This is a genomic window from Aeromonas sp. 97A, assembly GCF_051919185.1.
Lineage (GTDB): Bacteria > Pseudomonadota > Gammaproteobacteria > Enterobacterales > Aeromonadaceae > Aeromonas > Aeromonas veronii.
Genome location: NZ_JBQBFF010000001.1, coordinates 4,432,304 through 4,450,422, shown reverse-complemented (window position 1 = coordinate 4,450,422; position 18,119 = coordinate 4,432,304). Strand labels below are relative to the sequence as shown.

Genomic DNA, 18,119 nt, shown 5'->3' with positions numbered 1-18,119 from the left:
ACCGAAAAACAAAAAGGCGGCCAATGGCCGCCTTTTTCAAGCTACGCGATTGCGCATCCCAAATTACTTGGAGATGTGAGCGATCAGGTCCAGAACTTTGCTGGAGTAGCCCATTTCGTTGTCGTACCAGGATACAACTTTAACGAATTTGTCGTTCAGCTGGATACCAGCCTTGGCGTCGAATACGGAGGTCTGACGCTCACCCAGGAAGTCGGTAGATACAACTTCGTCTTCGGTGTAGCCCAGAACGCCTTTCATAGCGCCTTCGGAAGCAGCTTTCATCGCTTCGCAGATTTCTGCGTAGGTGGCAGCTTTCTTCAGGTTAACGGTCAGGTCAACAACAGACACGTCCGGAGTCGGAACACGGAAAGCCATACCGGTCAGCAGGCCTTTCAGTTCCGGGATAACTACGCCAACAGCTTTGGCTGCACCGGTAGAGGACGGGATGATGTTCTGAGCCGCACCGCGGCCACCGCGCCAGTCTTTGGCAGACGGACCATCAACGGTCTTCTGGGTAGCAGTGGTAGCGTGAACGGTGGTCATCAGGCCAGACTCGATACCGAAGGTATCGTTCAGAACCTTGGCGATCGGTGCCAGGCAGTTGGTGGTGCAGGAAGCGTTGGAAACGATGTCCTGGCCAGCGTAGGTAGAGTCGTTAACACCCATTACGAACATCGGGGTAGCGTCTTTGGACGGGCCAGTCAGAACAACTTTCTTGGCACCAGCAGCGATGTGCTTACGAGCAGTCTCGTCGGTCAGGAACAGACCGGTAGCTTCAGCAACAACGTCAACACCGATTTCGCCCCACTTCAGGTTGGCCGGGTCACGCTCAGCGGTAACACGTACGGTTTTGCCGTTTACAACCAGGTTGCCGTCTTTAACTTCAACGGTACCGTTGAAACGACCGTGAGTTGAATCGTACTTCAGCATGTAAGCCATGTAGTCAACATCGATCAGGTCGTTGATACCAACAACTTCGATGTCTGCACGCTCGCAAGCCAGACGGAATACGAAACGACCGATACGGCCAAAACCGTTAATACCTACTTTGATAGTCATATTTAGTTACCTAACTGTTCAGTAGTCAAAGAAAATTCCGCTTGTAAATTTACTAGAACTCTCCGGTGAGTCAACCAACATTCTGTCTGAAATTGCGCTATATCATGAAAAACTGTGAAATTAATTTTCTGTTTATGTAACTGATTACCACGTTTTGACGAAAAAAGTGCCAGATCGTGGCATCGCGCAGATATCCACAATAGTGCCTACTCGGTCACACAACCATTCACAGAGATATGTAAAAATGTGCGCGGTTTAGCATGGCCAAAGAGCCACTGTTCAAGTACCACCCCATAAAAATCAAACAAAATAGTATAGATAGAATCCACAGCGGGAATTCTCAAACTATGACCACCCTGATTGAACAGCTGGCTGCCGCAAAAGGTATCGCCAGCGAGTATGTCGATGCCTGGGGCCACCCGGCCCAGGTATCCGAAGAGAGCAAGGCCGCCATGCTGGGCGCCATGGGCTACCGCGTCGATGACGAGGCCGCACTGGTGCAGCAGTTGGAAGAGGAGCATCGCCAGCACTGGCTGCGGGCGCTGGATCCTGTGATGGTGGTTCGCACCGGCGACGCCGTTACCCTTGAGGTTCGCCTCCCCATCGAATTCGTCAACGACGCCCTCACCTGGCAGCTCCAGCAGGAGCAGGGTGCAGTGCTGTCCGGTCAATTCACTCCCATCGAGGGTGAGCTGGTCGGCGTGGCCGAATTTGAAGAGATGGAGTGCCAGGCCTATCGTGTCACTCTGGATATGGCCCCGGAGCTGGGTTATCACCAGCTGGTGTTGCTGGAAGAGGGCAATGACGAACCGCTGGCCGCCATGCGCCTCATCGTCGCCCCCAAGGCCTGCTACAAACAGGCGCCGATTGCCGATGGCCGCAAGGTATGGGGCCCGAGCGTGCAGCTCTACTGCCTGCGCAGCCGCCACAACTGGGGTATCGGTGATTTCAGCGATCTGGGCCAGCTGGTCGAGAAAGCCGCCGCCTGGGGTGCCCACTTCGTCGGCCTCAACCCTATCCACGCCCTCTATCCGGCCAATCCGGAGAGCGCCAGTCCCTACAGCCCCTCTTCCCGTCGCTGGCTCAACGTGGCCTATATCAATGTGGAAGCGGTGCCCGAATTCCAGCAGAGCGATCGCCTGAAAGCGGAAGTGGCAAGCCCTGCCTTTCAGCAACATCTGGCCGATCTGCGCGCCAAAGAGAACGTCGATTACACCGGCGTGATCCAGACCAAACTCGGCATGCTGCGTCAGGTGTTCGACGAAGCCAGCCTTGGCGCCGAGCGTCAGGCCGCCTTTGATGCCTTCGTGGCCGCCGGTGGTGACAGCCTGCAACAGCAGGCAGCATTTGATGCCCTGCAGGCCCACTTCTATGCCAAAGGCGAAAATGCCTGGGGCTGGCCGGTATGGCCGCAGGATCTGCGCGATTACCACAACCCTGCCGTTGCCGCCTGGATGGCCGAGCACCCGCAAGATGTCAACTTCTACCTCTATCTGCAGTTCTTGGCCGACGAGCAGCTGGCGCAAGCCGATGCCCGTGCCAAGGCTGCCGGCATGGTGATGGGTATCTACCGGGATCTGGCGGTGGGCGTCTCCGAAGGCTCCACCGAGATCTGGGCCAACCAGGATCTCTACTGCCCGAAAGCTTCGGTCGGTGCGCCGCCCGATATCCTCGGCCCGCTAGGTCAGAACTGGGGCCTGCCCCCGATGAACCCGAACAAGCTGTTTGAAGCGGCCTATCAGCCGATGGTGGACTTGTTCCGTGCCAACATGCGCTCCTGTGGCGCACTGCGTATCGACCACGTGATGGCCTTGCTGCGCCTGTGGTGGGTACCGCCCGGAGCGTCCGCCGCCAAGGGCGCCTACATCTACTATCCGGTCAACGATCTGCTGGGCATTCTGGCCCTCGAATCCCACCGCAATCAGTGCCTGCTGATCGGCGAGGATCTGGGCACCGTGCCGGAGGGGATCGACGTGACCCTGAAAGAGAACGGCGTCCACTCCTACAAGGTGTTCTTCTTCGAGCGCTCCAAGGAAGATGGCGGCTTTATCTCCCCGGCGCACTACACAGAGCAGGCGATGTCGGCCCTGACCACCCACGACATGCCGACCCTCAAGGGCTTCTGGCACTGCGACGATTTGGCGCTCGGCCGTCAACTGGGTCTGTATCCGGATGAAGATGTATTGAAGACTCTGTATGCTGATCGTCACCAGGCCAAACAGCGGATCCTCGACAGCTTGCATGCCCACAAGGTCATCTCTGACAACATCAGTCATGACGTGAACTGGGTCGGCATGAACACCGAACTTAACCACGGTCTGCAGATCCATATGTCCCGCGGCAGCTGCGCCCTGTTCAGTACCCAGCTGGAAGATTGGCTGGAGATGGACAAGCCGGTCAACGTACCGGGCACCAGTTACGAATACCCCAACTGGCGCCGCAAGCTCTCCGCTGATCTGGAAGATATTTTTGCCAATGAGGCACTCAAGGCACTGGCTGGCAAGATGAGCCAAGCCCGTGATGAGGCCAGTCGTTGAGACGCTGTCTCCCACAGCGCTCTCACCTAAATCCACTCCGGCTTCGGCCGGAGTGGATGCTCTGTCATGAAAGGAAATCTCGATGCTCGTTGAACGTTTGGTTGCTGCCCGCTGTTCCGATCCCTTCTCTCACTTAGGCCTGCAGGCCAATCCGGATGGGCCCGGCCTCAAACTGACCGCCTGGTTGCCTGATGCCCTCGAAGTTCGGGTCAAGGATCTCAAGTCGGGCAAAGTCGTTGCCACCCTGGCGCCCACCGATGAATCGGGTCTTTTTGAAACTGTTTTCACCCGCCGCAAAAACTCCTTCCCCTATCAGCTGATCGCCAGCTACCAAGATGCCACCACCGAGGTTATCGACCCCTATCAGTTTCAGGATGCCGCCTGGGCAGGCCTGGCCGAACTGACCGCCCAGCCGGAAAACCTCTACCACACCCTTGGCGCCCAGCTGCGCACCGTGGAGCATCTTGGCCAGCAGGTGGAAGGGGTGCGTTTTGCGGTCTATGCGCCGAGCGCCACCGCCGTGAGCCTCATCGGCGATTTCAACTTCTGGGATGGCCGCCGCCATCCGATGCAGCGCAGCCTCTGCGGTCACTGGGTGCTGTTTGTGCCGGGCCTCAAGGCCGGGGATCGCTACAAGTTCGAGCTCAAGGATCCCATGGGCAACCGGTTGCCCCACAAGAGCGATCCGGTCGGCTTTTACTGCGAGCAGTATCCCTCGTTCGCCTCCGTGGTCTATGACCACGCCCAGTACCAGTGGCAGGATGCCGAGTGGATTGCCAGCCAGCACAACGACAAGCGTGAGCAACCCCTATCCATCTATGAGCTGCATGTCGGCTCCTGGAAACGCCACCCCAATGGCGACAGCCTGAGCTGGCGCGAACTGGCAGTGGAGCTGGTCGCCTACATCAAGGAGATGGAGTACACCCACATCGAGCTGCTGCCGGTCTCCGAGCACCCCTTCAGCGGCTCCTGGGGCTACCAGCCGGTGGGTATGTTCTCCCCCACCAGCCGCTACGGCACCGCTGATGATTTCAAATACTTCGTCGACCAGTGCCACCAGGCCGGCATCGGCATCATTTTGGACTGGGTACCCGCCCACTTCCCGTCCGATGCCCACGGGCTGGCCCGTTTCGACGGTACCCCGCTCTATGAATATGAAGATCCGCGCCGTGGCTGGCACCCGGACTGGAACTCCTACATCTACGACTTTGGCCGCGACACAGTGCGCCAGTTCCTGGTGGCGAGCGCCCTGTTCTGGCTCGACAAGTTCCACATCGACGGCCTGCGGGTGGATGCGGTCGCCTCCATGCTCTATCTGGACTACTCCCGCAACGCCGGTGAGTGGGTACCGAACGTCGATGGCGGCAACCATAACTACGAGGCGATCAGTCTGCTCAAGTGGACCAACGAGGAGGTCTACGGCAAGTACCCCCACGCCATGACCATCGCCGAAGAGTCCACCGCATTTGCCGGTGTCTCCCGCCCCACCTTCCTCGGCGGCCTCGGCTTTGGCTTCAAGTGGAATATGGGCTGGATGCACGACACCCTCACCTATATGCAGAAAGAGCCGATCCACCGTCGCTACCACCACAACGACATGACCTTCTCCATGGTTTACCACTATGACGAGAACTTCATCCTGTCGCTCTCCCACGACGAGGTGGTGCACGGCAAGCACTCCATGCTCTACAAGATGCCGGGGGACGAGTGGCAGCAAGCCGCCAACCTGCGGGCCTACATGGGCTTCATGTACGCCCACCCGGGCAAGAAGCTCAACTTCATGGGCACCGAGATCGCCCAAAGCAACGAGTGGAACCACGACGCCCAGCTGCCGTGGCACCTGCTGCAATATCCCAAGCATGCCGGTCAGCAGCGGCTGATCCACGATCTCAATCACCTCTACCGTCATGAGCCTGCCTTGTATCAGGCCGATTATGAGCAGACCGGCTTCCGCTGGCTGGATCACAACGATGCCGACAACAGCATCTTTGCCTGGCTGCGGGCGGACAAAGAGGGCAAGCAGGCTATTGTGGTGGCTTGCAACTTCACCCCGGTGCCCCGTCTCGAATATCGGATCGGCGTCCCTGCGGCGGGCCACTATCGGGTGATGCTCAACACCGACAGCGAGTATTACTGGGGCAGTAACTATGATGTAGGTCTGGTGTTCGCTGCCGAGCCGACCCCCTGGCAGGGGATGGCACACAGCATAGTGCTGGATCTGCCGCCGCTGGCGACCTTGTTTATCAAACAGGAGTCTTGATGCTTGTAATGGAAAAAGGGGTGGGCCACCCGCTGGGGGCCCGCCTTGACGAGAACGGTTGCCACTTCTGCGTCTGGGCCCCCCAGTCGGACAAGGTGGAGATCTGCCTGTACGACGAGCAGGAGCAGGAGCTGATGCGGCTGGAGTTGCCCGGCCGCCGTGGCCAGTATCGCTTTGGCTACGTGCGCGGTGTAAAGGCCGGTCAGCGCTACGGCTATCGGGTCTATGGCACCCCGCAGGAGGGGATGCTGTTCGATCCGCAAAAACTGCTGATTGACCCCTACGCCAAGGCGCTCAGTCGTCCCACCTACTGGGATGAAGCCCTCTATCAGGGGGACAGCGCCGAGATGATTGCCAAGTCGGTGGTGGTGGATGACAGCTTTGACTGGCAAGGGGTTGGCAAACCCGGGATCAGTCCGGCCCGCACCATTATCTACGAGACCCACGTCAAGGGCTTTACCAAGCAGCATCCGGGGATCCCCAAAGCGCTGCAGGGCACCTACCTTGGCATCTGTCACCCGCTGGTTATCGAGCATATGAAGAGTCTCGGCATCACCTCGGTGCAGCTGATGCCGGTGGCCGCCTTCATGTCGGAACCGCGACTGGAGCAGTTGGGACTGACCAACTACTGGGGCTACAACCCCATTGCCTTCTTCGCCCCGGAGCCGCGTTACAGCACCCGAGCCGACGAGGCGGTGACCGAGTTCAAGACCATGGTGCGCGAGCTGCACCGGGCCGGGCTCGGGGTGATTCTGGATGTGGTCTACAACCACACTGCCGCCTCTGGCTTCGACGGCCCAACTCTCTCGTTCAAGGGCTTTGACAACGCCGGTTACTACGCCTTCGAAGCGGGCCCCCACGGCCCGGACTACACCCGTCACGCCAACGTGACCGGTTGTGGCAACAGCGTCAATCTGGATCACCCCAACACCCTGCGACTGGTGCTCGATGCTTTGCGCTACTGGGTCACCGAGATGCAGGTGGATGGCTTCCGTTTCGATCTGGCGGTGACGCTGGCGCGGGAAGCGGGAGAGTTCGAGCCCATGGGCGCCTTCTTCAAGGCCGTGATGGCCGACCCTGTGCTGTCACAGGTCAAGCTCATCGCCGAACCCTGGGATATCGGTCCCTTCGGCTACCGGCTGGGTCAATTCCCGAGCCAGTGGCAGGAGATCAATGACCGCTACCGCGATACGGTGCGCGCCTTCTGGCGCGGTGATGCTGGCAAGATGGGGGACTTCGCCACCCGCCTGGTAGGCTCGCGGGATATCTTCCCGAAGAACTGGCGCTCGCCTCACAGCAGCGTCAACTACCTCTGCTATCACGACGGTTTCACCCTGGAGGATCTGGTCTCCTACAACCAGCGCCACAATCAGGCCAACGGTGAAGACAATCGGGACGGCCACGGCAACAACCTCTCCTATAACCATGGGGTTGAGGGGCCGACCCTGGATCCGCGGGTCAACAGCCTGCGCCAGCAGCAGAAGCGCAATCTGATTGCCACCCTGCTGCTCTCCCAAGGTACTCCCCACTTCCTCGCCGGCGACGAGATGGGCCGCAGCCAGCTTGGCAACAACAACGCCTACTGTCAGGACAACCAGATCAGCTGGGTCAACTGGCAGTGGCGACCGGAGGATGAGCGGCTGTTCGCCTTCACCCAGCAGATGATGGCGCTGCGGGCGGAGTCCTGCGTCTTCTCCAACCTGCAACTGAGCGACGACAGCTGGAATGGCACCCCGTCCAGCTGCCATCAGGTCAACTGGTATCACCCGGACGGCCACCAGCTCACCGATCAGGATTGGCACGCCCCCATGGGGCAGGCGTTCGCCATGGATATCGGCATGATCAACTGTGTCGGCGAGCGCTGGTACGTGCTGTTCAACGCCAGCGACTACGATATCCAGTTCCGCCTGCCGCCGCCGGGGGAAGGGCTGGAGTGGATCCAGACCATCGACACCGCCACCAACGATGGGCTGCCCTTCCTGCCCGATGACATCAAACGGCAGGTAGCGGTCGGCCGGGCCCACTCCCTCAAACTGCTGGAGCGGGTGGCGCTGGCCAGCACGGCGGAGGATGCCCAGCCACCGCAGCAGGAAATTCTCCCTGCATCCGGTGAGGAGATGGTTGCCACCTCGATCACAGATACAGGCAAAGCATAAGAGGCATGCTGGAGTCAGCTTTACGGAGCCGCTATGCTGGGCTCCGGTATGGATGGCAAGGAGTCGGTATGAGCAGTAACAATCCGGAACAGTGGCGCAGCAAACTGACCCCCGAGCAGTTTCACGTCTGCTGGGAGAAGGGCACCGAGCGCCCCTACAGCGGCGCCCTGCTCCACAATCGCAAGAGCGGCGACTACCTCTGTGTCTGCTGCAAGAGCGTGCTGTTTCACTCAGGAGCCAAGTTTGATTCCGGCTGCGGCTGGCCCTCGTTCGACAAGGCCATCGAGGGGACGGTGGAGTACACCGAGGACAACAGCCACGGCATGAAGCGAGTGGAAATCACCTGCCGCCAGTGCGGCTCTCACCTCGGTCACGTCTTCCCCGACGGACCGACCGAGACAGGCCAGCGCTACTGCGTCAACAGCCTGAGTCTGGATTTCAATCCCGACGCTTAAGCGGCTGACCCATTGCAATACAAACGGCGCCTCCATCACGGAGGCGCCGTTTTTTATCGGGATTTCACCGGCTTCACGCCAGCAGGATAGCAGCCATCACCAACAGGGCCGCGATGGCCGGCACCGGCAGCCTCACCACCCGCAGCAGATGAAAACCGATGGCCGCCAGCGCCAGATCGGTCGGCGCCAGCACCGCGCTCTGCCACACCGGCTGATAGAGGGCGGCCAGCAGCAATCCCACTAAGGCAGCATTGATGCCGGTGACGGCCCCCGCCAGACGGGGACGGGCCAGCCACTGTTGCCAACAGGGGCCCACCGCCCAGAGCAGCAGAAAACCGGGTGCAAAGAGCGCCAGGGTCGCCGACAAGGCTCCGAGCAGCGGCATCTCGGGCTGCAGCTGGGCGCCAAGATAGGTGGCGAGGGTAAACATGGGGCCCGGCACCAACTGAGCCAGGCTGTAACCGGTCAGAAACTGCTGCTCGTTGAGAGTGTGTCCCACGCTCTCTTGCAGCAGCGGCAACACCACATGGCCACCGCCAAACACCAGACTACCGGCGCGATAGAAGTCGGCAACCAGCTGGCCAAGCGGGCTGCCGAGCAGCGGCAGGCCGATAAAAAGGATGCCAAACAGCAGCAGGGTCGGCCAATGGGGCTGACTGGCAGCGGCAGCAGGCAACTCGGTGGAGGCTGGGCGACTACCCGCTCCGCGCTGGCTGCGGGCGCAGATCAGCGCCGCTCCCGCCAGCATCAACAGTTGAGTCATCAGACCGGGCTGCCACCAGAGTGCAGCAGCGGTCACCACCATGATCCCTTGGGTCATTCCCGTGGCACAGAACTGACGACTCATGGTGAGCACCGCATCGGCCACCACGATGAGCGCCAACAGCTTGAGGCCGTGCAGCGCCGCATCAAGCCACAGATTGCTGCCCAGCTGACCGATACCGATCGCAGCCGCCAGTAGCAGCAGAAATGAGGGCAGCGTGAAGCCAACAAAAGCTGAGAGCGCCCCGCCCAGACCGGCGCGATGACGACCGATGGCGAAACCAAGCTGGCTGGAGGCAGGCCCCGGCAGCAGTTGGCACAGCGCCAGCAAGCGTGCAAATTCGGCCTGTGTCAGCCAGCCGAGCCGCTGTACAAAGGTGCGCTGGAAATAGCCGATATGAGCGGCCGGACCACCAAAGCTGATGCATCCCAGCCATAAAAACTGAATAAATACCTGCCCCACGCTCTTCTCCCTCATCCCTCTCCTCCCGATGAAGAGGGGATATTATGACAGCGCGATGATCGTTTTATGACAATCAGACTGATTAGGCCGACACCATGGGCACATCACCCGGCAGATAGCAGCGTCCCGCCAGCCAGCAGGCGATGGATTGGCGGCTGGCGTCGAAATGGGGCTCGGGCAACGCGCGCGGATCGCACCAGACCCAGCCTTCGCACTTCTCCGGCTCCAGCAGTTGCGGTTCGCCATCGGCCTTGGCATGCAGCGTCACCGAGATATAGTGCAGCCCGCTCTCGCGCCAGGTCTCCAGATTGTTGGTCACCGCCACCACCTCGGGCCCATGGATCTCAAGTCCGGTCTCCTCGGCCACCTCGCGGATCGCCGCCGACTCGAAGCTTTCCCCCAACTCCAGATGCCCCCCCGGGATCGACCAGTAGGGGGCATGGCTCCCTTTGCGTTTGCCAAGCAGCACCTGGCCTTGGGCGTTGGTCAGGATGACGCCAACCCCGACGCGGGGATAGAGAGTGGACATGAAAGCGCTCCTTCAATAAGGCAGTAAAACGGCCCCACCTTAGGCCCAAGGAGGGCACAGGGCAAGCCCCGGCTGCACGGCACCTGCGGCCGTCAGTGGTCCCTCCCCTTGCCCCTTAACCGGTTATCACTGATGCTGGGGAACCGGTTATCACTGATGCTGGGGAGTGGTCATCCCCATCCTCTCAGTCCCCCATCACCCCGAGGAGTCCGCCATGAAAAAATTGCTCCCCCTGTGCGCCCTGCTGCTCACGGCTTGCCAAACCACGCCGCCCCCCAACTCGCTCGCCATCGATGATGCCGACGCCTGGCAGGCCATTTGCAAAGATGGCACCCGGGTTCGCGCCGTGGTGGCAGAGGGGATCTGTGGGGATCATCGCGGGGTAGCCATGTGGACGAATAAGCCAAGAGCTGAACGGATGGCAGAAGAAGCCGCCAAATAGTGTGATCTAGGCACCATAAAATGACACTGCCGGCCAATTGGCCGGATTTTTTCGCGATCTCGCCAGCACTTTGCCACCTTGTTCATGGTGCGCTCAGTTTTCTGTTCCCATACTGGCCCTACAGTTCCAAAAGAGGAGAGACAAGATGCAAACATCCATCGTCGGGCTCTCCATTCTGTGGGGGCTAGCCAGTTTTGGTGTTCAGGGGGATTTCATCGAGAGCCGTGATTCCGTTGCGCCATCCTGGCAAGCCGAGTCCAGAGTGGAGATGGAAGGTTATCTGATTGAATCGCTTGGCGAAGATCGCTGGCTGTTCGACAACGGCAGCGAGAGCCTGCTGGTCTCCCTGCCCGAGGGGCAGTGGGTGCCGACCGGCGAGCGGCTGCGGGTCAGCGGCGAACCGCAGCAGGAGCAGAGCGGCTGGCTGCTGCAGGTGGAAGACATCAGCCAGGTCAGCGTCTGACAGCGGCAGTCGCCCCGTCACCGCGACAGCTAATCCAGACCCGATAACCACTACCGAATAACCAAGAGCGAATAGCAAAAGAGGAGGCCACTGGCCTCCTCTTTCTGTTTATATAAGCGGCTTGCGCGGGCTCACCCCAGATGGTTGAGCGGCAGCGCCGTCTTGTGCTTGATGCGGCGCAGCACGAAGCTGGAGCGCACTCCGGTCACCCCCGGAATATGGGTCAGCTTGTCCAGCAGGAAGTGCTGATAGTGCTCCATGTCGCGCACCACCACCTTGAGCTGGTAATCGGCATCATTGCCGGTGATGAGGTCACACTCCAGCACTTCGGGTAGTTCGCTGATGGCGCGATCGAAATTCTCGAACCGCTCCGGCGTGTGTCTGTCCATGGATATATGAATGTAGGCGGTGAGGGTGAGGCCAAGCTGGCGGGCGTTGAGCAGAGTAACGTGGGTGTCGATGAGACCGGCATCCTCCAGCGCCTTGACCCGACGGGAGCAGGGGGACGGGGAGAGCCCGACCAACTCGGCCAGTTCCAGATTGCTGATGCGGCCATTCTCCTGCATCAGCTCGAGAATATGTCTGTCTATGCGATCAAGTTTCAGCATTTACCCTTCCTCGTTGCAATGACTAATCCACTTTTCCTAGATTAAGGGTGAACTATTGCAAAAACAACCGAAATAAGTGGTTACTTTGCAACCACTCACCGGCACGGGAGGGATACTATGGTTACATCTTCCGGTGGCAAAGCAGATACCTGACCGGGTCTCTGCGGTGAAGGACCTTACCGGGTCAAGAGCCCCATCAGCCGTCTTACCTTATCGGGAAACGACGGGCTGGAACGAGAGAACCCCCTCCCCGAAGGCAACAAAGCAGGCATCCCGGCGCCTGCTTTGTTGTTTTTGGGCGTTTGACGAAATCAGAGCGAGGGCGGCGTGATGCGATAGAGGCAGCGATGCGCCCCCTCCAGCAGATATTGCTCCCGCTCCACCGTCGCCGGCGCCAGCAGCTGGCGAAACAGCGCCAGTTCGCTGCGACAGAAACCGCGGCAGGTGCGCGCCGCCGCACAGATGGGACAGTGGCTCTCCCACAGCAGCCAGCTGCCATCCTCTTCGCGGCGGGTCTCCGCCATGTAGCCCTCGCGAGTACGCAGCTCCTTGAGCGCCGCCAACCGGCCAGAGAGGCCATGGGACTCCAGCGCCTCCTGATAGCGAGCAAGCATCTGCTGCTCCCGCTGCTGGATCAGCCGCTCCATCCCCTCCTCGCCAAACAGCTCGCGCACGTTGTCGATCAACTGCACGGTCAGGTCGCTATGGGTATCGGGGAAGCGCTGCCAGGCCTGCTCGGTGAGCTGCCACAGCCGCACGGGACGACCGCGCCCGCGCGCCTCGTCGCTGAATGTGACCCACCCCTCCTGCTCGAGCGTGAGCAGGTGCTGGCGGGCGCCCATGGAGGTCATCTGCAACTGCTCCCCCAGCGCGGCGGCGCTCTGCGGGCCATGGCTCTTGAGCAGAAACAGGATCTTGTCGGTGCTTGCGTTCATGATCTCATTATGGGGAGCGCCTTTTATTAAATCAACAATTCACTTTACTTAATCCCGTCTATGAATCAGCATAAATAAACCAATAACTTTACTTAATGGGTGCGGCATGGAGAAACACGAGCACAAAAATCCCCTCTGGGTGCTGGTCATGACGGTCACGCTGGCAGTTGCAGGCTTCAGTCTCCCCTCCCCGGTATTGGCACCTTTGCTGCTGGACCCGGCCCACGGCATGCTGACGCCGGAAGCCTCCGACTGGAGCCGCAAGGTGTGGCTGGGGGTCATCATGGGGCTCTATCCCCTGTTCCAGCTGGTGGGCAGTCCCTGGCTCGGTCGCCTCTCCGACCGCTATGGCCGCAAGCCACTGCTGTTGCTCTCGCTGGCGGGGGTTCTGGCAGGCTATGCCCTGATGGCACTCGGTATCGCCTGGCGCTCCCTCCCCCTGCTGCTGCTCAGCCGGATTGTGGAGGGGCTATGCAACGGCAACATCGCCATCGTGCAGGCGATGGCAGCGGATCTCGCCGGCAAGGAGCACAAGGCCCGCAGCTTCGCCTGGATCAACATCGGCATGAATCTGGGCTGGGTCGTGGGGCCGATGATCGGGGGCTACGCCGCGGTGATCTCGGGGGATTACAGTCTGGCCGCCTGGCTGGCGGTAGGAATGACCCTGCTCAACCTGCTGCTGGTCTACTGGCTGATCCCCTATCGTCCGCCGGTGGCGGCCGCACGTCAGACTGCGACCCTCTCCAGCCGCCAGCTATTGCTGCAACCGGCCCTGCTGCCCTACTTCGTACTCACCCTGATCAGCTATGGCGCCGTGCAGCTCTATTTCACCTACTTCAATATCTGGCTGGTGGAGCGGCTGGCCTGGGATCCGGCCCAGCTGGCGCAGGCGGCGGTGCTGGTGAGCCTGCCCATGATGGCGGGCTCCTGGCTCGGCTCTCGCATCGCCCGCCACTGGCGCGGCAGCTCCCTCGGGATTGTCGGCCATCTGGTGATGGCGAGCGGCATGCTGCTCTTTATCCTGCCCGTGCACTGGTGGGGGCTGGCGCTTACCTTCGTTCCCGCTGGCATCGGCATGAGTCTGGGGGAGCTGGCCACCTCGGTGGCGATCTCCAACCGCAGTCACCCGGAGCAGCAGGGGCAGGCGATGGGGCTCTACCGCGCCCTCGCCGTGGGTAGCGAGATCCTGGCGGTGCTGCTCGGCAGTCTGGTGCTGCTGGCCGGTACCGAGTGGCCCTTCTATCTCGCCACCCTCTGCTCCCTTGCCAGTGCCGCCGGTTTCTATCTGCTGCGCCGCCGTGCCGACCGTCGTCAACAGCTGGCCAGCTGCACCTGAGCCACGAAGGGATCACAGTTCGGTGCTTCGGCCGCGGGCAAGGCTTGCATCGGGGCGCCGGGTCTGGGACGGTAAAGCTCTTTACGGATTTGTTCGATGCTGGAGGAGCTATGAGTGAGTACAAGGCCATCGCGCTCGATATGGATGGCACCCTGCTGACCCGTGATCACAAGATCTCGTCGGCCACCCGGGCAGCACTGGCGCAGGCCCGCGCCCACGGCATCAAGGTGCTGCTGGTCACGGGGCGCCACTATATGACGGCGCGCCCCTTTCACCACGAGCTGGCCCTCGATACCCCCCTCATCTGCAGCAACGGCGCCTATCTCTATGATCCGGTGCAAAACCGGATCATCAGCGGCGACCCGCTGGCGGCTGCCCCGCTTACCGAGCTGCTGGCCGCGGTCGAAGCGCAGCAGATGGGCGCCCTGTTCCACCTGAGCGAGGGCATTGGCTACATCGGCTGTGAAGAGCATGTCACCCGCATCCGCCACTGGTCGGCCAATCAGCCGGACCACCTCAAGATCGCCCTCCACCCGGTCGAGGAGCTGGCAGGCTGGCTCGACAATCCGGTCTGGAAGCTGGAGCTGTTCAATCAGGATCCTGCGCGCCTGCACACCTTTATGGGCGAGGTGGTCGAGCAGATGCCCTTTACCCGCGACTGGGCGGCCCCCTATGCGGTGGAGCTGGTACAGCCCGGTTGCAGCAAGGGCAACCGGCTTGCCCAGTGGGCAGCCAGCGAAGGGATTGCAATGGAGCAGGTGGTGGCGTTTGGGGACAACAACAACGACATCAGCATGTTCGAGCAAGTTGGGCTGGCGGTAGCCATGGGCAATGCGGCGCCGCAGATCCAGAGCCATGCCCATCGGGTCACGGCCGACCACAACGAAGATGGTATCGCACTGGCACTGCAGCGCTGGGTACTGCCCTGATCTGACAAGGTGCAACATGGCCAGCACGCGGGCTGGCCATAAAGAGAGGGATTAACCGCCGAAGGAGAACTGGATCACCCGATCCGGATAACGCAGACGGTTGTACTCCCGGCGCAGGGATTCGTAGTGGCGAATGGCCCGATCGCGCTTGGCGCGGTAATAGTCACGCTGTTCCGTGTTGGTTTCGTTGCGGATGCTGCGCTCCAGCGTATCGATATCACGCTCGGTACGCTCCAGCTCGTCGCTGATCTCCCGCAGGCGAGCAGCCAGTTTGTACTCTTCGTAGCCACGCTGATACTGCTTGAGGAAGCTGGCGTCATTGGGGCATACCCCCAGATAGGCCTGCCCCTCCTTACCCTTGCTGTAAGCCAGTTCGGGAATGCAGTAGAGCTCCAACCCCTTGTCGTAGCCCCGTTTCCACTCGGCCTCATCCACTTTGAGGCCATATTCGCTACAAGACGAAACGTAATCGCGGGTCGCCTGACGGGTTTTGCCTTCCGATCCATCCTGATAACCCAGGTTGTACCAGCTCATGGTGCGGCACTCATCTTCTGACAGGGCACTGCATCCCGCCAGCAATACCGGCAGGGTCAGCAACAGGATTTTGGGGGACATGAACAGACTCCGGAAAAGATAGTGACCGGCATTCTAGAGAGGATAAAAGGCCATAACAAGGGATGCGCTCCCGTGCGGTCTGGCGCGGTTTATTTGATGTTTTTGTCACTATTCAACGCCGTGCCAGACGGGCGGCCAACCCGCTTTCCTTGTTATCAGGCGCAAGGTAAACTGCGCCATCTTTTAACTGGCGCGCAACAAAAACAATGAAAGTCCTGACCGTCGATTACCGCTCACCCGATGCGGCCCAACGCTTCACCGAATCCCTGCGAACCACCGGCTTTGGCGTGCTGACCAACCACCCCATCCCGAAAGAGCTGGTGCAGTCCATCTACGACAACTGGTATCGCTTCTTCATGAGCGAGCAGAAGCAGGATTTCCTGTTCAACCGCGAAACCCAGGATGGCTACTTCCCGCCGTCGGTCTCCGAGGTGGCCAAGGGCCATAGCCAGAAAGACATCAAGGAGTACTTCCACATCTACCCCTGGGGCCAGATGCCGGAAGAACTGAAGGAGCAGGCGATGGAGTACTACCGCCTCGCCAACGGTCTGGCCGCCGAGCTGCTGGGCTGGGTGGAGCAGTATACCCCGGCCGATATCGCCGCCAACTACAGCTGCCCCCTCTCCTCGATGATCGAAGAGAGCCAGAAGACCCTGCTGCGGGTGCTGCACTATCCGCCGTTCGATGGCACCGAGGAGCCGGGCGCCATCCGCGCCGCCGCCCACGAGGATATCAACCTGCTCACCATTCTGCCCGCCGCCAACGAACCGGGGCTTCAGGTGAAGGGTTCCGACGGCGAGTGGATGGACGTGCCGTGCGACTTTGGCACCCTCATCATCAATATCGGCGACATGCTGCAGGAGGCCTCTCGCGGCTACTATCCCTCCACCACTCACAGGGTCATCAACCCGACCGGTGGCAGCGCCGCCAAGTCGCGTATCTCCCTGCCGCTGTTCCTCCATCCGCGCCCGGATGTAGTGCTCTCCGAGCGTCATACCGCCCACAGCTACCTGATGGAGCGGCTGCGGGAGCTGGGAGTGATCTAGTCCGCCGACGAGCAATTGTCAGAGACCAAACCGGAGCAATCTCGCTCCGGTTTTTATATGGTGGCAGGATTGGGCTAAAAACAGAATTAAATTAGCCAATCATGCCAATAAATCGCATTTACACCTGATAACCGTCGTAGTGATTGCGCCGTGACCTCCGTAATATGAGCGCCATTCTGCCCTGCCAAGGGGCGCTCGATTGGAGTTCTTATGAAGCAGTCCCAATGGTCATCCCGACTCGGCTACATCCTCGCCGCAGCGGGTTCTGCGGTCGGTATCGGCGCAATCTGGAAATTCCCCTATGTCACCGCCGTCAACGGCGGTGGCGCCTTCCTGCTGGTCTTTCTGCTGTTCAGCTTCACCCTGGGGGTTGCGGTACTGATGGGGGAAACCCTGCTCGGCAGCATGAGTCGCCGCGGGGTAGTCGGTGCCTTCTCCGATCTGCTCGGCAAACAGTGGCGCTGGGTTGGGGTAATGGGGGTGATCTCTACCCTGCTCATCTACTGCTTCTACAGCGTGGTGGGCGGCTGGACCTTGGGTTATACCGGCATGGCCATCTCAGGCCAGCTCAACCATGGCGATGCGGCAGCCCTCACCGCCCGCTTCAATGACTATGTCAGCGGCGACGTCTGGCCAATCCTCACTCACCTGCTGTTTGCCGCCCTCACCTGGATGGTGGTACAAGGCGGGATCCAGAAAGGGGTGGAACGTACCCTGCGCTGGATGATGCCGGCCCTGTTCCTGATGATCCTGATGCTGGTCGCCTTTGGCCTCACCCTGCCTAATGCGATGGCGGGAGTACGTCACTTCCTGATGCCCGACTTCAGTAAGCTGGGGATGTCCGGCGTGCTCGATGCCATGGGGCTGGCCTTCTTCTCCCTCTCCATCGGTCTTGGCATCCACACCACCTACGGCGCCTATCTGCCGACCAGCGAAGGGGTTGGTCGCTCCAGCCTCTGGGTGGTGCTGCTGGCCAGCATGGTGGCAGTGCTGGCGGGTTTGATGATCTTCCCGGTGCTGGCCTCGACCGGTATCGACCCGGCCTCCGGCCCCGGTCTCACCTTTATGACCATGCCGGCGGTATTTCAGCTGCTGCCCTTCGGTCAGGTGCTTGAGGTGATCTTCTTCGCCCTGCTGGTCTTTGCGGCGCTCTCCTCGGCCATCTCCCTGCTGGAGCATTTGCAGTGCTTCCTGTGCGAGACCTGGGGCTGGTCACGCCGCACGGCCTGCAGCGCCATCACTGGATTCGTCATGGTTAGCGGTGTTCCGGTCAGCCTGTCGTTTGGCCCGCTGCAACACGCAACCCTGTTTGGCAAAACCATCTTCGAGCTGCTGGACTTTGTCACCTCCAACCTGATGATGCCGCTGTTTGGCCTGATGCTGACGCTGCTGCTGGGCTGGAAGCTGGGGCGCAAGGCGCTGCCGCAGGGGATTGCCAGCCACTGGCATCACCTGCTGATGAACTGCTGGCGCTGGATTGCCCCCTTGCTGATCGGCGGGATCTTGATTCGCGGTCTGGTGTGA

Annotated in this window: 16 protein-coding genes; 10 read left to right on the top strand and 6 right to left on the bottom strand. The window is 60.6% G+C overall.

The window, feature by feature from the left end; genetic code table 11:
- Positions 1 to 63: 63 nt before the first annotated feature.
- Entirely contained in the window at positions 64 to 1,059 is a 996-nt protein-coding gene (gap, locus tag ACTG27_RS20495; RefSeq protein WP_005335708.1) for a type I glyceraldehyde-3-phosphate dehydrogenase, read from the bottom strand.
- 347 nt (positions 1,060 to 1,406) lie between these two features.
- On the opposite strand from gap, the gene malQ reads away from it, so the two are divergent.
- The 4 genes from malQ to msrB all read left to right on the top strand — a co-directional run bounded on the left by malQ (position 1,407) and on the right by msrB (position 8,467).
- Positions 1,407 to 3,596 (top strand): 4-alpha-glucanotransferase, encoded by a 2,190-nt coding sequence (gene malQ, locus ACTG27_RS20490; RefSeq protein WP_439980304.1) that lies wholly within the window; start codon positions 1,407 to 1,409, stop codon positions 3,594 to 3,596.
- Between the two features lie 82 nt (positions 3,597 to 3,678).
- Positions 3,679 to 5,856, top strand: a complete 2,178-nt coding sequence (gene glgB / locus ACTG27_RS20485; RefSeq protein ID WP_439980302.1) for a 1,4-alpha-glucan branching protein GlgB — start codon at positions 3,679 to 3,681, stop codon at positions 5,854 to 5,856.
- Positions 5,856 to 8,012: a glycogen debranching protein GlgX gene (gene glgX / locus ACTG27_RS20480; RefSeq protein ID WP_439980300.1), complete on the top strand. Its 2,157-nt coding sequence runs from the start codon at positions 5,856 to 5,858 to the stop codon at positions 8,010 to 8,012. Before glgB ends, glgX begins: the two co-directional genes overlap by 1 nt.
- Before the next feature lie 68 nt (positions 8,013 to 8,080).
- Positions 8,081 to 8,467, top strand: a complete 387-nt coding sequence (gene msrB, locus ACTG27_RS20475; protein ID WP_439980298.1) for a peptide-methionine (R)-S-oxide reductase MsrB — start codon at positions 8,081 to 8,083, stop codon at positions 8,465 to 8,467.
- Between the two features lie 73 nt (positions 8,468 to 8,540).
- Here msrB and chrA read toward each other — a convergent pair whose 3' ends face one another.
- Together chrA and ACTG27_RS20465 are read right to left on the bottom strand one after the other, a co-directional pair.
- Complete coding sequence (gene chrA, locus ACTG27_RS20470; protein ID WP_439980296.1) at positions 8,541 to 9,707, bottom strand: chromate efflux transporter; 1,167 nt, start codon at positions 9,705 to 9,707, stop codon at positions 8,541 to 8,543.
- Positions 9,708 to 9,774: 67 nt separating this feature from the next.
- The gene (locus ACTG27_RS20465; protein WP_227095266.1) at positions 9,775 to 10,221 is read right to left on the bottom strand and encodes a nucleotide triphosphate diphosphatase NUDT15; all 447 of its coding nucleotides are present in this window, start codon (positions 10,219 to 10,221) and stop codon (positions 9,775 to 9,777) included.
- Between the two features lie 214 nt (positions 10,222 to 10,435).
- On the opposite strand from ACTG27_RS20465, the gene ACTG27_RS20460 reads away from it, so the two are divergent.
- Positions 10,436 to 10,663: a hypothetical protein gene (locus ACTG27_RS20460; protein ID WP_005335715.1), complete on the top strand. Its 228-nt coding sequence runs from the start codon at positions 10,436 to 10,438 to the stop codon at positions 10,661 to 10,663.
- Positions 10,664 to 10,808: 145 nt separating this feature from the next.
- Positions 10,809 to 11,126, top strand: coding sequence for a hypothetical protein (locus tag ACTG27_RS20455; protein ID WP_005343224.1), 318 nt, complete (start codon positions 10,809 to 10,811; stop codon positions 11,124 to 11,126).
- Positions 11,127 to 11,257: 131 nt separating this feature from the next.
- Here the strand turns inward: ACTG27_RS20455 and ACTG27_RS20450 are convergent, their stop codons facing one another.
- A complete protein-coding gene (locus tag ACTG27_RS20450; RefSeq protein WP_005304871.1) occupies positions 11,258 to 11,734 on the bottom strand; it encodes an Lrp/AsnC family transcriptional regulator in 477 nt (158 codons plus the stop codon).
- A gap of 311 nt (positions 11,735 to 12,045) precedes the next feature.
- Positions 12,046 to 12,669 carry a helix-turn-helix transcriptional regulator gene (locus ACTG27_RS20445; protein ID WP_439980293.1) on the bottom strand — a complete coding sequence of 208 codons (624 nt, stop codon included), beginning with the start codon at positions 12,667 to 12,669 and terminating at the stop codon, positions 12,046 to 12,048.
- Positions 12,670 to 12,775: 106 nt separating this feature from the next.
- Between ACTG27_RS20445 and ACTG27_RS20440 the strand changes: the two genes are divergently transcribed.
- Together ACTG27_RS20440 and ACTG27_RS20435 are read left to right on the top strand one after the other, a co-directional pair.
- Positions 12,776 to 14,005 carry an MFS transporter gene (locus ACTG27_RS20440; RefSeq protein WP_439980291.1) on the top strand — a complete coding sequence of 410 codons (1,230 nt, stop codon included), beginning with the start codon at positions 12,776 to 12,778 and terminating at the stop codon, positions 14,003 to 14,005.
- Positions 14,006 to 14,115: 110 nt separating this feature from the next.
- The gene (locus ACTG27_RS20435; RefSeq protein WP_064335451.1) at positions 14,116 to 14,934 is read left to right on the top strand and encodes a Cof-type HAD-IIB family hydrolase; all 819 of its coding nucleotides are present in this window, start codon (positions 14,116 to 14,118) and stop codon (positions 14,932 to 14,934) included.
- A gap of 51 nt (positions 14,935 to 14,985) precedes the next feature.
- Here the strand turns inward: ACTG27_RS20435 and ACTG27_RS20430 are convergent, their stop codons facing one another.
- Positions 14,986 to 15,549, bottom strand: coding sequence for a DUF2799 domain-containing protein (locus tag ACTG27_RS20430; RefSeq protein WP_005362971.1), 564 nt, complete (start codon positions 15,547 to 15,549; stop codon positions 14,986 to 14,988).
- 206 nt (positions 15,550 to 15,755) lie between these two features.
- On the opposite strand from ACTG27_RS20430, the gene ACTG27_RS20425 reads away from it, so the two are divergent.
- Together ACTG27_RS20425 and ACTG27_RS20420 are read left to right on the top strand one after the other, a co-directional pair.
- Complete coding sequence (locus ACTG27_RS20425) at positions 15,756 to 16,595, top strand: isopenicillin N synthase family dioxygenase (protein WP_124928531.1); 840 nt, start codon at positions 15,756 to 15,758, stop codon at positions 16,593 to 16,595.
- Between the two features lie 210 nt (positions 16,596 to 16,805).
- Positions 16,806 to 18,119 (top strand): sodium-dependent transporter, encoded by a 1,314-nt coding sequence (locus tag ACTG27_RS20420; RefSeq protein WP_005335722.1) that lies wholly within the window; start codon positions 16,806 to 16,808, stop codon positions 18,117 to 18,119.

Bases quoted from the DNA above. Each gene is read 5' to 3' on its own strand.
- ACTG27_RS20420 (WP_005335722.1), top strand. From the start codon at position 16,806: ATGAAGCAGTCCCAATGGTCATCCCGACTCGGCTACATCCTCGCCGCA.
- glgX (WP_439980300.1), top strand. From the start codon at position 5,856: ATGCTTGTAATGGAAAAAGGGGTGGGCCACCCGCTGGGGGCCCGCCTT.
- glgB (WP_439980302.1), top strand. From the start codon at position 3,679: ATGCTCGTTGAACGTTTGGTTGCTGCCCGCTGTTCCGATCCCTTCTCT.
- ACTG27_RS20425 (WP_124928531.1), top strand. From the start codon at position 15,756: ATGAAAGTCCTGACCGTCGATTACCGCTCACCCGATGCGGCCCAACGC.
- ACTG27_RS20455 (WP_005343224.1), top strand. From the start codon at position 10,809: ATGCAAACATCCATCGTCGGGCTCTCCATTCTGTGGGGGCTAGCCAGT.
- ACTG27_RS20445 (WP_439980293.1), bottom strand. From the start codon at position 12,669: ATGAACGCAAGCACCGACAAGATCCTGTTTCTGCTCAAGAGCCATGGC.
- gap (WP_005335708.1), bottom strand. From the start codon at position 1,059: ATGACTATCAAAGTAGGTATTAACGGTTTTGGCCGTATCGGTCGTTTC.
- ACTG27_RS20440 (WP_439980291.1), top strand. From the start codon at position 12,776: ATGGAGAAACACGAGCACAAAAATCCCCTCTGGGTGCTGGTCATGACG.
- ACTG27_RS20460 (WP_005335715.1), top strand. From the start codon at position 10,436: ATGAAAAAATTGCTCCCCCTGTGCGCCCTGCTGCTCACGGCTTGCCAA.
- ACTG27_RS20450 (WP_005304871.1), bottom strand. From the start codon at position 11,734: ATGCTGAAACTTGATCGCATAGACAGACATATTCTCGAGCTGATGCAG.
- chrA (WP_439980296.1), bottom strand. From the start codon at position 9,707: ATGAGGGAGAAGAGCGTGGGGCAGGTATTTATTCAGTTTTTATGGCTG.
- ACTG27_RS20435 (WP_064335451.1), top strand. From the start codon at position 14,116: ATGAGTGAGTACAAGGCCATCGCGCTCGATATGGATGGCACCCTGCTG.
- ACTG27_RS20430 (WP_005362971.1), bottom strand. From the start codon at position 15,549: ATGTCCCCCAAAATCCTGTTGCTGACCCTGCCGGTATTGCTGGCGGGA.
- ACTG27_RS20465 (WP_227095266.1), bottom strand. From the start codon at position 10,221: ATGTCCACTCTCTATCCCCGCGTCGGGGTTGGCGTCATCCTGACCAAC.
- msrB (WP_439980298.1), top strand. From the start codon at position 8,081: ATGAGCAGTAACAATCCGGAACAGTGGCGCAGCAAACTGACCCCCGAG.
- malQ (WP_439980304.1), top strand. From the start codon at position 1,407: ATGACCACCCTGATTGAACAGCTGGCTGCCGCAAAAGGTATCGCCAGC.